Source organism: Pseudomonas sp. ICMP22404 (assembly GCF_006227205.1).
Lineage (GTDB): Bacteria > Pseudomonadota > Gammaproteobacteria > Pseudomonadales > Pseudomonadaceae > Aquipseudomonas.
This window is the reverse complement of the sequence record NZ_VCNG01000006.1, coordinates 113426-131268: the sequence shown is the minus strand read 5'-3', so window position 1 is coordinate 131268 and position 17843 is coordinate 113426. Positions and strand designations below refer to the sequence as shown.

The window sequence follows — 17843 nt, the reverse complement described above, 5'->3', positions numbered from 1 at the left end:
CCAGCCGGCGCGCCATGGAAACTTTTTCAAAGGCCGGAAGGTCACCAGTGAGAACCCTTCACGGCAAGGAAACCGCACCATGGCACGGGCAATCTGGAAAGGCGCAATCAGTTTCGGGCTGGTCCACATTCCCGTGGCACTGGTCTCGGCGACGTCGTCCCAAGGTGTGGATTTCGACTGGCTGGACAAGCGCAGCATGGACCCGGTGGGCTACAAGCGGGTCAACAAGGTCACAGGCAAAGAGGTGACCAAGGAAGACATCGTCAAGGGCGTCGAGTACCAGAAAGGCCAGTACGTGCTACTCAGCGAAGAAGAAATCCGCTCCGCCCACCCCAAGTCCACCCAGACCATCGATATTTTCTCCTTCGTCGACAGCGAAAAGATTCCACTGCAGAACATCGACACGCCCTACTTCCTAGCCCCTGACAAGCGTGGCGGCAAAGTCTACGCCTTGCTTCGCGAAACCCTGGTCAAGACCAACAAGGTGGCCCTGGCCCACGTCGTCTTGCATACCCGCCAGCACCTGGCGGCATTGATGCCCCTGGAGTCGGCCCTGGTGCTGGTGATGCTGCGCTGGCCGGCGGAAGTGCGTGAGCTGGACATCCTCGAACTGGGCGACGAGGTTACCAAGCCGAACCTGGTCAAAGGCGAGCTGGAAATGGCCAAGCGCCTGGTGCAAGACATGAGCGCCGACTGGGAACCCCAGAACTATCGGGACAGTTTCCAGGACAAGATCATGGAGCTGGTGGAGAAGAAGGCCAACGAAGGCCGGCTCGAAGCGGTGGAGACCGACCCCGGCGAAGAACAGCGCAAGACCGCGGACGTCATCGACCTCACCGAACTGCTCAAGCGCAGCCTGGGCGGCAAAGGCAAGACCGCCGACAAGCCTGCCACAAAGGCCGCCGCAAAACCTGCTAAGGCCAAATCCGCTCCCGCAAAAAAAGCCACCAAAGCCTCCCGGGGCTAAACCACGGACGCCAGCGATACAAGGGAACCTGTCATGGCCAAGGCCGAGAGTGAATCTGCCCGTACATCCAAGAAAACCGCTACCAGCCACACCCAACGAAACCGGGCGCATCAGAACACGCGCCTGCCAGAACGGCTGTTGCCGCAACTGGCAACACCTGTGGAGCAACCGCCGTCGGGCGAATGGCGCTATGAAGTCAAATTTGATGGCTATCGGTTGCTGACCCGCATCGAGGGTGGCGAAGTCCGCCTGTTCAGCCGCGATCATCAAGACTGGACCGAACGCCTCAAGTTGCACGCCGAGGCCCTGGCCGAGCTGAACCTGGGAGACAGCTGGCTGGACGGTGACCTGGTGCTGCTCGACGAAACCGGCCAGTCCGACATGGCGGCCCTGCGAGACGCTTTCGAGATCGGCCGCACCGTAGACATGGTCTACGTGTTGTTCGACGCACCGTTTCTCAACGGCGAGGACCTGCGACAAACGCCCGTGGAAGAGCGGCGCGCGGCGTTGAGAAAAGCGCTCAAGCATCACGGTGGCAAGCGACTGCGCTTCTCCGAAGCCTTTTTCGCCAACGAGGATGAGATTCTGGAAAGCGCCAGCGCCCTCTCCCTGGACCGTGTGGTCGGGAAGCGCCAGGGTAGCCCTTACGTATCACGGCGCAGCAGCGACTGGGTCAACCTGAAGTGCCGGCTGCGCCAGGCTTTCGTGATCGTCGGGTTCACCCATCCTCAAGGCAGGCGCAACGGCTTCGGAGCCTTGTTGCTCGCAGTCAAGGACCCCGCGGGGTGGGTGTATGCCGGGCGGGTCAGCAGCGGGTTCAGCCAGGATGAAATCAAACGATTGCATGAGCGACTTGCCGCCCAGGAGCGTGATGCTTCGCCCCTGGCCAAACCTGTCAAGCCGACACAGGGGCGCGGCGTGCAGTGGGTAGAGCCTGACCTGGTCTGTGAGATCGAGTTCACCGAATGGACCGCCGGCGGCCTTGTGCGCCAGGCCGCTTTCGTGGACATGCTCGACGATATGCCGGCGGAAAAGATTGTCCGCGAGCACCCTCTGCCGAAAAAAACCAGGACGTCGAAACCCAAGCGCGGCGGCAAGGAGCACGACGTGGAAGTCGCCGGCGTGAAGATCACCCATCCAGAGCGCGTCATCGACAGCCTCAGTGGCGTGCAGAAAGTCGAACTGGCGCAGTATTACGCAGACATCGCACCGTGGCTCCTGCCCCATCTGAAACAGCGGCCCGTCGCGTTGTTGCGGGCACCCGATGGAATCGGCGAAGAACAGTTCTTCCAGAAGCACGCCGATCGCCTGGAAATTCCTCATATCCGGCAGCTGGATCCGGGACTGGACCCAGGTCATGCCGCCCTGATGGAAATCGACAGCCTCCAGGCCCTCATCAGTGCGGCGCAGATGGGCGCGGTGGAACTGCACACCTGGACCGCCACTCACGACCGGATCGAAACGCCGGACCTGTTCGTCCTGGACCTGGACCCTGACCCGTCGCTGCCTTGGAGTGCCATGCTCGAGGCCACTCGCATGACCTTGTCCTTGCTCGATGAGCTGGGCCTGCAGGCGTTCCTCAAGACCAGCGGCGGCAAAGGCATGCACATCATCGTTCCGTTGGCGCGAAGCGAAAGCTGGGATGTCACCAAGGCCTTCGCGAAAGCCATCTCGCAATTCATGACCCGGCAGATGCCGAAGCGGATCACCGCAACCATGGGACCCAAGAACCGGATCGGGAAGGTTTTCGTCGATTACCTGCGCAACACCCGAGGCGCCAGCACGGTGGCTGCCTACTCGGTACGCGCCCGGCCGGGCCTACCGGTATCGATGCCAATCGCCAGGGCTGAACTCGACGGCCTGCGCAATGCCCAGCAATGGGATATCCAGACGGCCCTCGAACGGGCCAGAAGCCTGGGCGCCGATCCATGGGAAGGCTACAGCCATCGCCAACGGATCACCGCCAGGATGTGGGAACAACTGGACGCAGAAAAGCCCGGGGAGTGAACAAATGCTCTTGGTAGGAGCTGGCAAGACTTCAGATCCAGATGAACACCGCCAGCAGGCCGCCAAAAAACGCCCACTTCTGGAGGTAATACAACTTTCGGTTGCGCTTCTTGAGGGCCTTGCCCTGCAAGCGAATCTTGTAGAGCCTGGAGAACGCCCGGTTCAACCCGCCCGTCTTGTCGCCGGCATCGTTCGGCGCACCCGCAGCGGCCATCACGGTGCGGCTGAACCAGCGATTGAAGGCCGTTGCCCAGCGAAACCGCATTGGCCGCTCCACGTCGCAAAACAAAATGATGCGGTTCTGAGAAGTGGTGTTTTCGGCGTAATGAATGAAGGTTTCGTCGAAGACCACCGCCTCGCCATCGCGCCAATGGTAAGGCTCGCCATCGACATTGATATAGCAACCGGCATCGTTGGGGGTTTCCAGGCCCAGGTGATACCGATAGGACCCGGCGTACGGATCGCGGTGCCGAACCAGTTTGGAGCCGGGCGGCAGCTCGGCAAACATCGCCGCCTTGATCGAACCGATGCTCTGCACCAGTTCAGTGGTGCGTGGACACAACTTCATGGCCGAGGGGTGGCTGTCGCCGTACCATTTCAGGTAAAAGCGCTTCCAGCCGGTCTTGAAGAACGAATTGAAACCCACGTCGTCGTATTGATTTGAGCGCTTGATCGCCCCCGCCTGCAACAGGCTCTGGCCCTCGGCGCGGATTTCCTCCCAATGGGCCTGCAGGGGGCTCAGGTCAGGGAAGTCCGCCGGGCTCAGGTACGGCTTGTTGGGCAACTTCGAACACAGGTAAAGCAGGCAATTGACAGGCGCCAGGAAAGACGAATGGTCGCTTAGCTGGCGTCCGAGCTTGTGCCGCACGCGTCCGCGCAGGTGTACATAGCCGATGGACAGGATGTAGATCGCAGCAATGATGAGTTTCACGGAATCGTCACGCACTGGAGTGAACGGGTTGCGTCCCCTGGCCAACCAAGCGGCAAAAGAGACGCATCAAGAGAGATGGCATTTTAGTCACATGTTGTAACTGAAAGTTATCCTCATTTGTGAAAAACTGTCTTGCCCGGGCAATACCCTATCGTTAACGCGGCCAGATCAGTACAATCGCCGCCAAATATTATGCGCCCCCCTTTTGGCCGACACCGTGAACCGGTTTCGCGCACATCCATTCGGGCTCGGCGCTTCGTATGCTGCTGTCCTCTTATGCCGGATGGACCCTTGCGCCTGTGACCGCGCCGCCTTTGCACGGTTGTGGATCGGCGCAGACAGGTACTGAACAGGTACTGCCGCACCCTTAGCTACTCTGAATGTTCCGCAGGATAAACCTTTGATCTCTACAGCTAACATCACGATGCAGTTCGGCGCCAAGCCGCTGTTCGAAAACGTCTCTGTCAAATTCGGCGCGGGCAACCGCTACGGCCTGATCGGCGCCAACGGTTGCGGCAAGTCGACCTTCATGAAGATCCTCGGCGGCGACCTCGAACCGTCTGGCGGCCAGGTCATGCTCGAGCCGAACGTGCGCCTGGGTAAACTGCGCCAGGACCAGTTCGCCTACGAGCAATTCACTGTCATCGACACCGTGATCATGGGTCACGAAGAGCTGTGGAAGGTCAAGGCTGAGCGCGATCGCATCTATTCGCTGCCGGAAATGACCGAAGAAGACGGCATGGCCGTGGCCGAGCTGGAAACCGAGTTCGCCGAAATGGACGGCTACACCGCCGAATCCCGAGCTGGTGAGCTGTTGCTGGGCCTGGGCATTCCGCTGGAGCAGCATTTCGGCCCGATGACCGAAGTCGCGCCAGGCTGGAAACTGCGGGTACTGCTCGCCCAGGCGCTGTTCTCCGATCCGGAAGTGCTGTTGCTCGACGAACCGACCAACCACCTGGACATCAACACCATCCGCTGGCTGGAAAACATTCTCACGGCGCGTAACAGCACCATGATCATCATTTCCCACGACCGGCACTTCCTGAACAGCGTCTGCACCCACATGGCCGACCTGGACTACGGCGAGCTGCGCCTGTTCCCGGGCAACTATGACGAGTACATGATCGCAGCGACCCAGTCCCGCGAGCAGTTGCTGTCGGACAACGCCAAGAAAAAAGCCCAGATCGCCGAACTGCAGACCTTCGTCAGCCGCTTCTCGGCCAACGCCTCGAAAGCCAAGCAGGCGACTTCCCGCGCCAAGCAGATCGACAAGATCCAGCTCGCCGAGGTCAAGCCATCGAGCCGCGTGAGCCCGTTCATCCGCTTCGAGCAGAACAAGAAGCTGCACCGCCAGGCAGTGACCATCGAGCGCATGTCCAAGGGCTTCGACGGCAAGACCCTGTTCAAGAACTTCAGCTTCACCGTCGAAGCCGGCGAGCGCGTGGCGATTATCGGCCCCAACGGTATCGGCAAGACCACCCTGCTGCGTACCCTGATGGGCGAGCTGGCGCCGGACGCCGGCTCGGTGAAGTGGACCGAGAGCGCGGAACTGGGCTACTACGCCCAGGACCATGCCCACGACTTCGCCGACGATGTCAGCCTGTTCGACTGGATGGGCCAGTGGACCCAGGGCGAACAGATGATCCGTGGCACTTTGGGCCGCATGCTGTTTTCCAACGACGAGATCCTCAAGTCGGTCAAGGTCATCTCCGGTGGTGAACAGGGCCGCATGCTGTTCGGCAAGCTGATCCTGCAGAAGCCGAACGTACTGGTGATGGACGAACCGACCAACCACCTGGACATGGAATCCATCGAAGCGCTGAACCTGGCGCTGGAGAACTACCCGGGCACGCTGATCTTCGTCAGCCACGACCGTGAGTTCGTCTCGTCCCTGGCCACCCGTATCATCGAGCTGAGCGCTGATGGCGTGGTCGACTTCAGCGGCACTTATGACGACTACCTGCGCAGCCAGGGTGTGATGTTCTAAGAGCAGCTCTGAGCCGCAAGCCGCAAGTGAAAAGCCCTGTCCAATGTGACAGGGCTTTTTTCATTTCAAGGGCACAAGACCTGTGGGAGCGAGCCTGCTCGCGATGGCGGTGTGTCAGCCGAGATTTTGATCAACCGACGCACCGCCATCGCGAGCAGGCTCGCTCCCACAAGGGGATCTGCGGTGATCTTCAATCCGCGTATTTAGTTAGCCAGCTTTCTTTTCTTCTCTCCCCGCGCCATGATGAAGCTCTTCTGCCGCCGCCCGCGAACGAGCCCATGTCTACGCCGCAAGCCACTCCCAGCTCCCTGTCGATCACCCTGCAGATCGTCTCCATCGTTTTCTACACCTTCATTGCCTTCCTTTGCATCGGCCTGCCGATTGCCGTGTTGCCAGGGTATGTCCATGAACAATTGGGCTTCAGTGCCGTGGTGGCTGGCCTGACCATCGGTTCGCAATACCTGGCGACCCTGCTCAGCCGCCCCATGGCCGGGCGGGTGTCGGACAGCGTCGGGACCAAACGGGCGATCGTCTACGGGTTGTCGGGCATTGTGCTCAGCGGTGTGCTGACGTTGATTTCCACCTTGTTGCAAAGTCTGCCGTTGCCGAGCCTGGTGATCCTGATTGCCGGCCGCTTGTTGCTCGGCGTGGCCCAAGGTTTGATTGGCGTTGGCACCATCAGTTGGTGCATGGGCCAGGTCGGCGTGGAGCACACGGCCCGTGCGATCTCCTGGAACGGCATTGCCTCCTACGGCGCCATCGCCATCGGCGCCCCGCTGGGGGTGGTGATGGTAGGTAACATGGGTTTCAGCAGCCTGGGCATCGCGCTGTCACTGTTGGCCGGCGCGGCGCTGTTGTTGATCCGCAACAAGCCTTCGGTGCCGGTGGTCCGTGGCGAACGCCTGCCCTTCCGGGCCGTGTTCGGACGCATTGCGCCATACGGGGCCAGCCTTAGCCTCGCCTCGATCGGCTACGGCACGCTCACCACGTTCATCACCCTGTTTTATGTCAGCCGTGGCTGGATCGGCGCAGCGTGGTGCCTGACGGTGTTCGGCATCTGCTTCATTCTTTCGCGATTGCTGTTCATTTCCAGCATTGCCCGTTTCGGTGGCTTCAACTCGGCCATCGCCTGCATGAGCATCGAAACCCTGGGGCTGGTGCTGCTCTGGCTGGCGCCTTCCCCCGCGTTCGCCTTGGTGGGGGCGGGACTGGCCGGTTTCGGGCTGTCGCTGGTGTATCCGGCACTCGGGGTGGAAGCCATCAAGCAAGTGCCAAACACCAGCCGTGGCGCGGGGTTGAGTGCCTATGCCGTGTTCTTCGACCTGGCCTTGGCGATTGCCGGGCCATTGATGGGGGCGGTGGCGTTGAACCTGGGCTACTCGTCGATCTTTTTCTGCGCCGCCTTGCTGTCGATCACCGGGCTGGGCTTGACCCTGCTGCTGCGTCGACGCGCCGAAAAAACCGCTTACTGATCGGCGGTGCGCATACCGGCCCGGCTCGGCTTGCCCAGGGCCTGGCTGAAGAAGCGCCCGGCTTCGGAAATCATGGTGCGGTGGATGTCCTTGCGGTCGACGCCATCGGCATCGGTGCACAGCGCCGGCATCGTGGCAATCTGCTCCTCGGTGCAGGGTGCCAGGAAAACAAAGTGCCCTGCCCCGGCCAAGGTCTTGAAATCCGGCGCGGTGGGCAGTTTACGGGCCAGTGCCGCGGCATTCTTGTCGAAGGCCACCAGTTTGTCGCCATCGCCGCTGTACAGCAGCACCGGCACATGGACGTCGGCCAAGGTATGGCGACCGAACTTCAGGCTCAACGGTGCCATCAACAGCAATGCCCGCACCCTGGGGTCGGCCATCGGTTGCAGATCGTCGCGGTCGGCGATCAGCTCGCCCTGGGTGTTGCAGGCGTCACGGTCGTCCGGCCGCTCTTGGCAATAACGGCGCAGGCGATTGAGATCGGGCGTGGCGCCAGACAGGATCAGGGCGGTTTCCCCTCCGGCGGAATAGCCGATCACCCCCACCTGCCCGGCATTGACGAACGGCGACAGCATCGGATCGTTCAGCGTCGCGGTGATGGCCTCGGAAATCTGGATCGGCCGTCCGTAGAGGTTGCTCAGAGTACCCAAGCGGCTATGGTCCTGGGCATTGTCGCCAGGGTGGATCACCGCGACCACGACAAATCCCTTGCGTGCCAGCGAAGTGGCCAGGTCATGCAGGGCCAGCGGTGTCCCCGTGTTGCCGTGGGACAGCATCAACATCGGGAAGCGGCCGATGGCAATCTGGGCGTCCGGTGCAGCGTCGATCTGATAGCCACCCAGCTGGCTGGTTTGCGCTCGGGCGTTAGACGGATAGAAGGCGATGGCGTGCATCGGCTGGTGATCCAGCGGATCGAGAAAGCTCAGCTCGTGAAAACCGGCACTCCAATTGGGGTGCAGCGCCGGTGCAGCCTGCACCGTAACCAGGCTGCCGAGCAGACAAAGCAATATCCCTGCACCAAGACGTGTCATCGAATCATCCACCTTCACCAGCGGACAGGAAGGCCCCGTCGCTCGCTGCCTGGACTTGCACGACCTGCGCCAAAAGCCCGATGAACAGAATACAGCGTTTTACGAAGGTTTCGATATTCATCAATGTGCAAAGGGGGTGATGCAAACCTCACGGCCACCGAAAAACCAATGTGGGAGCGAGCCTGCTCGCGAAAGCGGTGGGTCAGTCGGCATGGAGGTGACTGGTACACCGTTATCGCGAGCAGGCTCGCTCCCACAGTAAAGTCGTGCTGAATGCAAATCTCACAGCGACCCAAAACCAGTGTGGGAGCGAGCCTGCTCGCGAAGCGATGGGTCAGTCAGCATGGAGGTGACTGGTACATCGTTATCGCGAGCAGGCTCGCTCCCACCGGGATTTCAGGGCTTGATGACGCTGTGCAAGCCTTACGCGGCGGCGAACTGTTCGCCAATCTGCGCCTTGGCGTCGCTCATGGCCTTGTTGCGCATGTCATCACCGTAGGCCAGGCCCTCGGCACGGACGATTTCGATGTCGGTGATACCGAGGAAACCGAACAGAAGCTTCAAGTAGTCTTCATGACCCACACCGCTCGGCTGACCGGCATGCAGGCCGCCGGAAGTGGAAACGATCACCAGCTTCTTGCCGCCACACAGGCCTTGCGGGCCGGCTTCGGTGTAGCTGAACGTCTGCCCGGCCACGGCAATGCGGTCGATCCAGGCCTTGAGCTGGGTTGGGACGGTGAAGTTGTACATCGGCGCAGCGATCACGACTGCATCCGCCGCGAGGAACTCAGCCAGCGTGGCAGCGCTGAGGTCGGCTTCGTGCTGCTGCGCGGCGTCACGCAATTCGGCGCTGGTACCGGCCGCAACCAGCGTCTGGGCGGAAAAGTGACTGATTGCATCGGCGGCCAGGTCGCGGTAGGTCACCACCACGCCCGGTTCGGCGGCTTTCCAGGCCTCGACCACCTCACGGCTCAATTGGCGGGAAGCGGAGTTGTCGCCGAGGATGCTCGAATCAATGTGCAGAAGTTTCATATGAGTGCTCTCCAATGAGGATCGCTACCGGGCGATCGAATGGGGACCATCCTACCGATGAAACCAATAGCCGATTAGCCCGCTATGATGCGATAGTTCGTTCTACTGACAGGACAATCGAGCCCGACATGCAAGACCTCAACGATCTCTACTATTTCGCCAAAGTCGTCGAAGCCGGTGGCTTCGCCGCAGCCGGACGGACCCTTGGCATCCCCAAGTCGCGACTGTCCAGGCGTATTGCCGAACTGGAAGACCGCCTCGGCGCCCGCCTGCTGCAACGCACCACTCGCCAGTTGAAACTGACAGCGGTGGGCGAACGCTACCTGCGCCATTGCCAGGCCATGTTGTTGGAGGCGGAAATGGCCGACGAAGCGGTGGCGAGCATGTCCAGTGCGCCCCGTGGTCGGCTGCGGGTTTCGAGCCCGGTGGGGCTGGCCCACGAAATATTGGCCGGGGTGGTGGCCGACTTCCTGGAAAAATATCCTCAGGTCCAATTGGAGATGATCCTGCTCAATCGCCGCGTCGACCTGGTGAGCGAGGGCATCGATGTAGCGTTGCGGGTGCGTGACCTGGGTGACGAAGACCCGTTGCTGATGACCCGCCGCTTGCGTCAGGCGCGGTTGATCATGGTCGCCAGCCCGACGTTCGTCGAAGGGCGGCGGATCGAAACACCCGAGGACCTCAAACAAGTCCCGGTGCTCGGGGCGCTCGAGAGCGATCGCCTGGTGCATCTGCGCCTGCACAGTGCCGACGGACAGGTCGCCGAACTGGCCCTGGAAGCACGCCTGGGCATCGACGATTTCATTGTCCGCCGCGCCTGCGTCCTTGCCGGCCTGGGATTTACCTTATTACCGAGCATGTATTGCGAGCAGGAGTTGAAGGACGGCACACTGGTGGAATTGCTACCGGGATGGTCGCTGCCCGATGGCTGGCTGCAGGCGGTCTATCCCCATCGACGCGGCATGTTGCCGGCGGTACGCGCATGGCTCGACCACCTGGTGGAAGCCTTCAATCTTTGTGGAGAAAGGACGTTATGAGTTTGAGCGAAGAGGATGTCGCACGGTTTTGCCTGGGCTTGCCTGGCGCCAGGGAAGATTACAAATGGGGCGGCGTGCGGGTGTTTTCCATCGCCGGAAACAAGATGTTCGCCCTGCAGGGGCTGCGCAGCGATTCATTGGCGTTCAAGGTCGACAAGGACCTGTTCCTGGGACATTGCGACCGACCGGGCATCCATCCCGCCCCGTATCTGGCGCGGGCGCAATGGATCATCATGCACACCCCCTACCCCTTGGGTGCCGAGGAACTGCATGGCCTGCTACGACGCTCCCACCAACTCGTGGTCAGCAAGTTGCCCAAGCGCACGCAGGTCGGTTTGCTATTGCAGTGACATTACCCCCAGGCCAGCAAATGGCCGCCCAGGAACAACTGGTCGACCCAGAACGCCTGGTGCAGCAGCACGATGAACCAGAACACCACTTGAAACGACACCTTTCGGGTCTTGTGCCGAAAGACCTGCTGGGCCAGCAACGCGCCAGGCCAGCCCCCAGCCAGCTCCACGGCGTGCAGTACGTTCTCGGGGGTACGCCAGGCGTCGGAACGGGCCTTGCGTTTGTCGCTCCAGTACAGCAGGAACGCCACGACGCTGACAACGCCATAGGCCGTCAGAGGCACCCATGATGCCTCCTGCAACCCGAGCAACAGCGAGCCCGTCAGCGGCAGCGCGCACAGCAACGCCAATACGATCAACTTGAGCCGAAGGTTCTGCACGACGCCCCCATTATTGCGGGCCGCGTGCCTGCGCGTGCCGGAATCGTTCATGGCCGGGCGCTTGTCCAGTCGACCCAACCGAATTGCCAGGTCGCCAGGATCAACAAGCCGAACACGATCCGATACCAGGCGAACACCGCATAGCTGTGGTTGGCGATGAACCGCAGCAACCCCTTGACGGCGATCATGGCGAAGATGAACGCGGTGACGAAACCGATGGCAAACACCGGGAAGTCCGCCGGTACGAAAAGCGCGCGGTATTTGTAGCCCGAGTAGACAGCCGCACCGACCATGGTCGGCATGGCCAGGAAGAAGGAGAACTCGGTCGCGGTCTTGCGCGACAGGCCGAACAGCAACCCGCCGATGATGGTCGAGCCGGAACGGGAGGTGCCGGGAATCATCGCCAGGCACTGGGCCAGACCGACCTTGATTGCATCTTTCCAGGTGATGTCGTCCACCGTTTCGGCGTGTACTTCATGCTGGCGCTGTTCGGCCCACAGCATGATGAAACCACCCACCACCAGCGCGGCGGCCACTGTGATCGGGTTGAACAGGTATTCGTGGATCAGATCCGCAAACAGCACGCCCAGCACCACGGCTGGCAGGAAGGCGATCAACAGGTTGGCGGTAAACCGCCGGGCACTGGGTTGGGTGGGCAAACCCAACACCACGTCGAAGATCTTGCGCCGGAATTCCCAGACCACTGCCAGGATCGCCCCCAACTGGATGATGATGTTGAACGCCATGGCCCGTTCCCCACCGAACCCGAGCAAGTCGGCGACAACGATCTGGTGCCCCGTGCTGGAAATCGGCAGGAATTCCGTCAGACCTTCTACAATGCCAAGAATCAGTGCCTGAAAGGCAGTCCACAAATCCATTCATCCCCCAAGAAAGGCCCTGTCAGCAGGGCCTCATCGATAATCAAGTGTCATGCCCTTACGAGCAGCGGGTGCACGATAACTGCGCCATAGCCCAAAAAACCAATGAAAAATCAAAGGCAGGCTCAGGTTTTGCGCCGCGAGGCCGAAATCCTATCAGACAAGCCCTCATAACGCCGACGCGTTATGGCCCAGGGGGCAATCCACCGGCCGTGGATGACAAGAACAAGAAACTGGAGTGACAGCGTATGAATAGCTTGCGCAATGTGTCGATCAGCCGACGCTTGTGGCTCATCCTCGTCGTGGCCATCTTGATGGTATTCACGCTGGGTGCCCTGATGCTGAAACAGATCCACAGCGATCTCTATCAGGCCAAGGTGCAGAAAACCCAGCATGTGGTCCAGACCGCCAGCGGCGTGCTGAGCTACTACCATGGCCTGGAAACCGCCGGCACCCTGACCCGCGAAGCCGCCCAGAAACAGGCCCTCAGTGCCGTGCGTGGCCTGCGCTATAACGAAACCGACTATTTCTGGATCAATGACCTGACCCCGGTCATGATCATGCACCCGACCAACCCGAAGCTAGAAGGCCAGAACCTCTCGGCGATCCGCGACCCGAACGGTTTCGCACTGTTCAACGAGATGGTCATCATCGCCAAGGCCAAGGGTGCCGGGATGGTGAACTATCTATGGCCGAAACCGGGCGCCGAGGCACCGGTCGGCAAGACGTCCTACGTCAAACTGTTCGAACCCTGGGGCTGGATCATCGGTTCGGGCGTATACGTGGATGACGTACAGGCCGAGTTCCTGGCCCAACTGATCAAGGCCTCGCTGGTGGGCCTGACGATCGCACTGATCATGAGCCTGCTGTTGACCCTGATCGTGCGCAGCATCGTGCGGCCCCTGCAAGAGACGGTGAACGCGATGGCCAACATTGCTAGCGGTGAAAGCGACCTGACCCGCACCCTCGACACCCATGGCCAGGATGAAGTCACCCAACTGGCGCGCCACTTCAACGCGTTCACGACCAAGCTGCGCGAGGTGGTGAGCCAGCTGCAGGTTTCTGCCAGCGCCCTGGGGCAATCGTCCAGCGAATTGGGCAGCGACGCCGCCCAGGCCCAGGAGCGCAGCCAACAGCAATCGCAGCAGATGGAGTTGGTGGCCACGGCGATCAACGAAGTGACCTATGGCGTCCAGGATGTGGCCAAGAACGCCGAACATGCCGCCAGTGAAATGCGCGACGCCGAGTCCCAGGCCCAGCAGGGCCAAGTCAACATCGATGGTAGCTTGCAGCAGATCGACCGTCTTTCCCAGACCATCGACCAAGCGGTTGAAGTGATTCGTACCCTGGCCAGCGAAAGCACCCAGATCGGCAGCGTGCTGGAGGTCATCCGCTCCATCGCCGAACAGACCAACCTGCTGGCCCTCAACGCCGCGATCGAAGCCGCTCGCGCCGGGGAGCAAGGCCGGGGGTTTGCGGTGGTGGCTGATGAGGTGAGGTTGCTGGCCCAGCGCACGCAGAAGTCCACCGCCGAGATCCAGGGGATGATCGAGCGCTTGCAAACTCACTCCGAAGCCGCGGTGAAAGTCATCAGCGACAGCAGCCGCGCCTCGCAGCTGACCATCGAACAGGCCGGCCTGGCGGGTGCCAGCCTCAACGCCATCGGTCAGGCCCTGCGCAATCTCAACAGCCTGAACGCCTCCATCGCCAGTGCCACCCTGCAACAGGCCCACGTGGTAGAGGACATCAACCAGAACGTCACCCAGGCCGCCGGCCTGTCCCACAGCACCGCCCTGGCGGCGGAACAATCGAGCCTGGCAAGCACGCGCCTCAAGGCACTGAGCGAACAGCTGAACGGCCTGCTCAAGCAGTTCCGGGTCTAAAGCTGACCCACCGCCATCGCGAGCAGGCTCGCTCCCACAGAGGCTGCTGGCGACCATAGATCTCGCGATCAACCCGGCCTCCTGTGGGAGCCGGGCTTGCCCGCGAAGACGGCAGCACATCCAACACACCTGTGACAGGCACACCGCCTTCGCGAGCAAGCTCGCCCCCACAGATCTCTCTGGCGGCCACAGATCCTGCAATCAACCCGGCTCCCCCCTGTGGGAGCGAGCCTGCTCGCGATAGCGTCGGCACATCCAACATTGATGTTGGAGCTGCGCCCGCCATAACGTTTACAATCGCCCCCCTTCTCCATTCCCCAAGGAACCGCCATGTCCGGGCTTGAACTGTTTGCCGCAGCCCTCGGCGTGATCGCTGTCTGGTTGACCGTCAAGCAGAACCCCTGGTGCTGGCCGATCGGCCTGATCATGGTGTTGCTGTACAGCTGGATTTTCTACGACGTGAAGTTGTACTCGGACATGCTGTTGCAAGTGGTCTACGCCGCGCTGCAACTGTACGGCTGGTGGCAATGGACCCGCGCCGGCCAACAGCATGACGGACGCCAGGTCACCCGCCTGGGTGGCCCGTCGGTTCTGATTGGCCTGGCGGCTGGGGCGGCAGGCAGCCTGGTGCTGGGCGCTGCCATGGCGCACTGGACCGACGCCGCCCAGCCCTGGCTCGACGCGGCGCTCACCGGCTTCAGCCTCGTGGCCCAGTGGTGGATGGCCCAGAAGCGCGTGCAATGCTGGCCTTTGTGGATTGCCCTGGACGTGATCTTCGTTGGCCTGTTCATCTACAAGGGCCTGTACCTGACCGCGGCGCTCTACGCCCTGTTCACCTTGCTGGCCGTGCAGGGCTGGCGGGAATGGCGCGCCGACCCGGCCCTGCGCGCATGAAGGTGGTAGTGCTGACGGGGCCCGAGTCTGCCGGCAAGAGCTGGCTGGCGGAGCGATTGCAGGAACACTTCGGTGGCTTGCGGGTGGACGAATACGTCCGCCACTTCATGGAGCAGCACCCCCGCGACACTTGCCTGGATGACATCACCGATATCGCTCTCGGACAACTGGCCTGGGAAGACACAGCCAGGGCCCGAAAACCGACGCTGCTGATCCTCGATACCCATCTGTTGAGCAATATTCTCTGGAGCCAGACCCTGTTCGGCGACTGCCCGGACTGGCTGGAGCCAGCCTTGCTGGAGCGCCACTACGACCTGCATCTGCTGTTGAGCCCCGAGCAAGTCGAATGGACGGGGGATGGCCTGCGTTGCCAACCAGAACTGGCGCAACGCTTGCAGTTTTTCGCGGCCATCGAGGATTGGTTGATCCGACACCAGCAACCTTTTCAGATGATCGAAGGGGACTGGGCGCAGCGCCAAAGCCAAGTGTTCACAGCCGTGGCCCATCTGCTCCAGGCCTGAGCAGATCCCCACGGAATGAGGTGCCGGCATAGTGCCACTCCGTTCCACTCTTGAAACATCCCCCTCGCGTCAAACCCGGATCCAAAGCTGTTTCACCGGTTTGTCATCCCAACTGTCAACGCGCTGAAACACTCCCTCAAAAGCCTGGATCCAGAGCCACTGGACAGCTGATGGCCTATTGACCGTCATATGCCTTGTCTCAACTATGAAACAGGTCCCGTCCCAGCCGTTGTGCCATCACGACCAACCCATTGAATCCAAAGACTTTTAAGAACCCGGCACGACATCTGCTCTTCCCCCTTCGCAACGCTGGACCAGGGCCAGCCCACCGAAGAAGGAATCGATACCGTGGGGACTTTCGATAGAAGTTTGACCGTCCTGTTGTTGATCGGCTGCGCCGCCGGTGCGATGTTCAGCCTATCGGTACAGGCCGAGGGCAACGGCGTCATCGTCCTCAACCGTGACGTACAGCCCGTCCATATCGGTCGCAACGGTGGCAAGGATCCCTACCCGACCACTGTCAATGCCAACCCTTCCGCTCGAATCAGCCAAGCGACCACCAGCACCGAACTGAGCGACGGCGAATTTGCCAGCGTCGCCAGCGGTTCGTCGATCCGCAACACCCTCAATACAAACACGGGTGTGCAAGGCCTGAATGTCGTGACCAGCCCCAACGGTATGCCTGGCATGGGCGCCGGTCATGGTGGCGGCAGCGGCGGTGCGATCTCCGGCACCATCAACCGCTCGCTGAGCTCCGGCCTGGCCCCGCTGGGTCGCCTGGCAGGGGGGCAATGACATGAGGCCGATCCTGTTCCTGCTCGCCCTCCTCGGCTCATCCACCGCATTGGCCGACCCTGGCGTGGCGGTGGTCAGCAGCGCCAACTTGCAGGACTCCGGCAGTCGTTATACCGGCAACTTCAACGTCAACCAGGCGGCAGGCGATCGGACCCAGCAAACCAACACCCGGGCCATTGCCATCGGCACCGAGGCACAGGCCACCACCTATGTCCGCCAACGGCTGGACACCCCCGCCGACTCTTCCATGAACGCGACCGCCCGCATTGGCGGCAGCTCTTTCAGCAATGGCAACGGTGTGCTGGGCGTCAACCAGTCCGCCGGAGCCAACAACCAGATGGCCAATGCCATGCGGGTGGGCATCAGCGCCCAGCCGCAGAGCATTGACGACAGCGCGCTTTCTCAACAGAACGTGGCGCTGTTACCGAACTCAGGAGCAACTGGCGCCCCAACCGGCAGTCGCCAGGTCGTTACCAGCGACCAGGCCTTCACCGGCAGCCGAGGGGTCATCCAGGTGAACCAGAGTGCCGGGGTGGGGAACCGAATGGCCAACACCCTGAGCATCCGGGTCGCTGACTGACCCGAGCAGTAAATCCATAAGAAAGTACCGACACACTTAACCAACGACACGCAAGGAGAAACACCATGAAACCAACAATGGCACTCAAACCATTGGTTTTCGCTCTCGCCGCTGTCATGGCAATGGCCGCACAGGCCGGTGGAAACGATAACAACCACGGCAACGGGCACGACCATGGCAACCATGGCCATCAAGGTCCGACGCTGGATCAACTGCTCTCCATCAGCGCCGGTGCTGGGGCTACGGTGCTGGATGAGCAGAACAGCGACGGCAACGTGGTGACCAACCAGGCCACCAAAAACACCGCTGAAGCCAAAGACTCGCTCAATGGCAGCAACGGTAACATGGGCGCCAACGTCGCGGCCGGTGACGGTAACCAGCAAGACAACGCCGCCGCCCTGGCCACTGCGGACGAAAGCTTTATCTTCGGTTCGGCGGTATCCATGTCCAGTGCCACCCAAGTCAATAACAATAACTACGTCAAAAACAACTCGACTCAAAACAACGCCTCGCTCACCAACGCGGGCAACAACGGCTCCGGCAACATCGGCATCAACGTGACCGCCGGCAACTTCAACCAACAGAAAAACAACCTCGCCATCGCCGTATCGGGTGGCCGTGTTGCGCAAGCCTCGGCCGCCGCCGACCAGACCTCCACCGGCCTGGTGGTGGACAACAAAGGCGTGCGGACCTACAAGACCGACACCCTCACCAGCACCTATGAAGCCTCCGGCACGTTCAAAGCCAAAGGCACCGGTACCGCCGAAGACAACAATCATGGCGGCTGGGACAACAAAGGCGGCTATGGCGGCGGTCATGATGACGACAAGTTCAAGTTCTCCGCCGTGGGCACTTTCGAACTGGCCGGCAGCAATACCCAGCAAGTGTTGACCCGTGATGGCTGGAAAAACCCTGTGATCAACAACGCCACCATGAACAACTCCATGAATGGCTTCTCCGGTAACGGCGGCGCCAACGTGTCGGCGGGCGTGGGTAACCAGCAGAGCAACTCGCTGTCCATCGCGGCAGGCTGCAAAGCCTGCATGTAACCACGTGTGATATGAAGCCCCGGCAACGGGGCTTCTTTTCCAAGGTACC

Annotated in this window: 17 protein-coding genes; 12 read left to right on the top strand and 5 right to left on the bottom strand. The window is 61.2% G+C overall.

The features are described from left to right. Positions 1-79 precede the first annotated feature (79 nt). Both FGE05_RS13015 and ligD read left to right on the top strand, forming a co-directional pair. Entirely contained in the window at positions 80-967 is an 888-nt protein-coding gene (locus tag FGE05_RS13015; protein WP_139645480.1) for a Ku protein, read from the top strand. A gap of 33 nt (positions 968-1000) precedes the next feature. Further along, complete coding sequence (gene ligD / locus FGE05_RS13010) at positions 1001-2974, top strand: DNA ligase D (protein ID WP_139645478.1); 1974 nt, start codon at positions 1001-1003, stop codon at positions 2972-2974. Between the two features lie 31 nt (positions 2975-3005). Here the strand turns inward: ligD and lpxO are convergent, their stop codons facing one another. Further along, positions 3006-3905 (bottom strand): lipid A hydroxylase LpxO, encoded by a 900-nt coding sequence (lpxO, locus tag FGE05_RS13005; protein ID WP_139645476.1) that lies wholly within the window; start codon positions 3903-3905, stop codon positions 3006-3008. Between the two features lie 400 nt (positions 3906-4305). On the opposite strand from lpxO, the gene FGE05_RS13000 reads away from it, so the two are divergent. Together FGE05_RS13000 and FGE05_RS12995 are read left to right on the top strand one after the other, a co-directional pair. Continuing rightward, positions 4306-5892 carry an ABC-F family ATPase gene (locus FGE05_RS13000; RefSeq protein ID WP_024781069.1) on the top strand — a complete coding sequence of 529 codons (1587 nt, stop codon included), beginning with the start codon at positions 4306-4308 and terminating at the stop codon, positions 5890-5892. Positions 5893-6170: 278 nt separating this feature from the next. Next, positions 6171-7364, top strand: a complete 1194-nt coding sequence (locus tag FGE05_RS12995; RefSeq protein WP_139645474.1) for an MFS transporter — start codon at positions 6171-6173, stop codon at positions 7362-7364. Here the strand turns inward: FGE05_RS12995 and FGE05_RS12990 are convergent. Together FGE05_RS12990 and FGE05_RS12980 are read right to left on the bottom strand one after the other, a co-directional pair. Further along, complete coding sequence (locus FGE05_RS12990) at positions 7358-8395, bottom strand: dienelactone hydrolase (protein WP_139645472.1); 1038 nt, start codon at positions 8393-8395, stop codon at positions 7358-7360. The genes FGE05_RS12995 and FGE05_RS12990 overlap by 7 nt on opposite strands. Before the next feature lie 423 nt (positions 8396-8818). Then, positions 8819-9427, bottom strand: a complete 609-nt coding sequence (locus FGE05_RS12980; RefSeq protein WP_139645469.1) for an FMN-dependent NADH-azoreductase — start codon at positions 9425-9427, stop codon at positions 8819-8821. Positions 9428-9555: 128 nt separating this feature from the next. Between FGE05_RS12980 and FGE05_RS12975 the strand changes: the two genes are divergently transcribed. Both FGE05_RS12975 and FGE05_RS12970 read left to right on the top strand, forming a co-directional pair. Beyond that, positions 9556-10464 (top strand): LysR substrate-binding domain-containing protein, encoded by a 909-nt coding sequence (locus FGE05_RS12975; protein ID WP_139645467.1) that lies wholly within the window; start codon positions 9556-9558, stop codon positions 10462-10464. Continuing rightward, positions 10461-10814, top strand: a complete 354-nt coding sequence (locus tag FGE05_RS12970; RefSeq protein WP_139645464.1) for an MmcQ/YjbR family DNA-binding protein — start codon at positions 10461-10463, stop codon at positions 10812-10814. The genes FGE05_RS12975 and FGE05_RS12970 overlap by 4 nt, the downstream gene beginning before the upstream one ends. Positions 10815-10816: 2 nt before the next feature. On the opposite strand, the gene FGE05_RS12965 is transcribed toward FGE05_RS12970, so the two are convergent. Both FGE05_RS12965 and FGE05_RS12960 read right to left on the bottom strand, forming a co-directional pair. After that, entirely contained in the window at positions 10817-11245 is a 429-nt protein-coding gene (locus FGE05_RS12965) for a DUF1294 domain-containing protein (protein ID WP_139645462.1), read from the bottom strand. Continuing rightward, the gene (locus FGE05_RS12960; RefSeq protein WP_139645460.1) at positions 11242-12072 is read right to left on the bottom strand and encodes an undecaprenyl-diphosphate phosphatase; all 831 of its coding nucleotides are present in this window, start codon (positions 12070-12072) and stop codon (positions 11242-11244) included. Before FGE05_RS12960 ends, FGE05_RS12965 begins: the two co-directional genes overlap by 4 nt. Before the next feature lie 248 nt (positions 12073-12320). Between FGE05_RS12960 and FGE05_RS12955 the strand changes: the two genes are divergently transcribed. The 6 genes from FGE05_RS12955 (at position 12321) to FGE05_RS12930 (ending at position 17794) form a co-directional block, all read left to right on the top strand. Further along, entirely contained in the window at positions 12321-13955 is a 1635-nt protein-coding gene (locus FGE05_RS12955; RefSeq protein WP_139645458.1) for a methyl-accepting chemotaxis protein, read from the top strand. Positions 13956-14285: 330 nt separating this feature from the next. Next, positions 14286-14849: a nicotinamide riboside transporter PnuC gene (gene pnuC, locus FGE05_RS12950; protein ID WP_139645457.1), complete on the top strand. Its 564-nt coding sequence runs from the start codon at positions 14286-14288 to the stop codon at positions 14847-14849. Then, positions 14846-15370, top strand: coding sequence for an AAA family ATPase (locus FGE05_RS12945; RefSeq protein ID WP_139645455.1), 525 nt, complete (start codon positions 14846-14848; stop codon positions 15368-15370). Before pnuC ends, FGE05_RS12945 begins: the two co-directional genes overlap by 4 nt. Positions 15371-15718: 348 nt before the next feature. After that, complete coding sequence (locus FGE05_RS12940; RefSeq protein WP_139645453.1) at positions 15719-16165, top strand: hypothetical protein; 447 nt, start codon at positions 15719-15721, stop codon at positions 16163-16165. A 1-nt stretch (position 16166) separates the two neighbouring features. After that, on the top strand, positions 16167-16745 hold the full coding sequence (locus tag FGE05_RS12935) for an adhesin (protein ID WP_139645451.1): 579 nt from the start codon (positions 16167-16169) through the stop codon (positions 16743-16745). A gap of 65 nt (positions 16746-16810) precedes the next feature. Beyond that, complete coding sequence (locus FGE05_RS12930; protein WP_139645449.1) at positions 16811-17794, top strand: heme utilization protein; 984 nt, start codon at positions 16811-16813, stop codon at positions 17792-17794. The last annotated feature ends 49 nt before the right edge of the window (positions 17795-17843 follow it).